Consider the following 1,173-nt stretch of genomic DNA (forward strand, 5'->3'; position numbering starts at 1 on the left):
CTGCAGCTATGTCGCATCCACTTCGCCAGGACTTCCAGTGGATAGCCGGACCCGTAGCTATGACCGACGCCTTCGGTCTGCCAGCCTCCGATCTGGTCCACGATGTCGGCAGGACATTCGACCGCTCGCAGCCTGTCCCGCATCGAATGGCGGAAGCTGTGCATCGTGCATTTCTTCGGGACGTTTGGCTTCATCCATTTGTTGAGTGCAGCACTCGCCGAGTTCGCGTTTGTCTGCTGGTCCCGGTTATATCGCGGGAAGGCAAACACGCTGTCATCAACGCTTTCGTGGATGCGTCGCGCGGCCCAGAGCGACATCCCGACCAAGGGAACGACCCGAGCTGATGACGACGTTTTCAGCCTGCGCCAGGGATGCTCGCGTATGACCACATGCGGAATGGGCGCATCGAGCTTGAGGTCTTCCTTGAGCAACCCAGCAGCTTCGGCAAGGCGCATCCCGGTATCGGACACCAGCGCAACCAGCCAGCGCAGATCATCGTCGATCTTCCGGCACTCGGACTGCAGGGCGTGGATCACATCAAGCGGCAGCGGCGACCTGTCTTCGACCCCTGCGCTTCGGTCATAGTAGACGTTGCCGAACGGGTTGGTGATGTCGATGCCCATCTCACTGGCCGCGAAGTTGATCACCGCCCTGACGGTCCCGACGATGCGGGTGATGCTGCTGCCCGCGAGCTTTCGCTTGATCAGATCGTCTCGGAACGCATTGGCGTCAGCCTTCTTGTAGGCCGTGATATCCCTGTCGCCGCAGACATCAATCACATAGCCACAAGAACGCTCAGCGGCCCGTTGGAACGTGACCGGGCGCCCCTGCCCTTTGAGCCGCAGGTAGATGCCGACCGCCTCCGAAAGCTTCACGGTTTCGGCCACAGGTTGCGCCATCGCCTGAGGCGGCGCGATAGGGTCATGCGCCTGGGCCATGCGCAGCATGTGCTTCCCGGGCAGATCGCTGTCTTTGACCCTCAGATGATACCAATGTTCATCAAGCCTCTGCGCCGCTCTGAGAGCGCGTGAGGCGGCCACTGACGCCGATCTTGTGCGTAAGGAGTATGAGATTTTTCGGGACGTGTAGTGGTGCAACAAATCGTTAGGCACACGCCTCACGAAGTAGAAGACACCGTCTTTGACGAATGAGTGGGGTGCAGCTTTGTTCTCC

Annotated in this window: 1 protein-coding gene; it reads right to left on the reverse strand. The window is 60.0% G+C overall.

Annotated features, from left to right (window positions below):
• On the reverse strand, positions 1–1,173 hold a 1,173-nt coding region (locus KTQ37_RS16645; RefSeq protein WP_236021306.1), incomplete at both ends, for a DUF6538 domain-containing protein.

Origin of the sequence: Sedimentimonas flavescens (assembly GCF_019264375.1) — a bacterium.
Lineage (GTDB): Bacteria > Pseudomonadota > Alphaproteobacteria > Rhodobacterales > Rhodobacteraceae > Rhodobacter > Rhodobacter flavescens.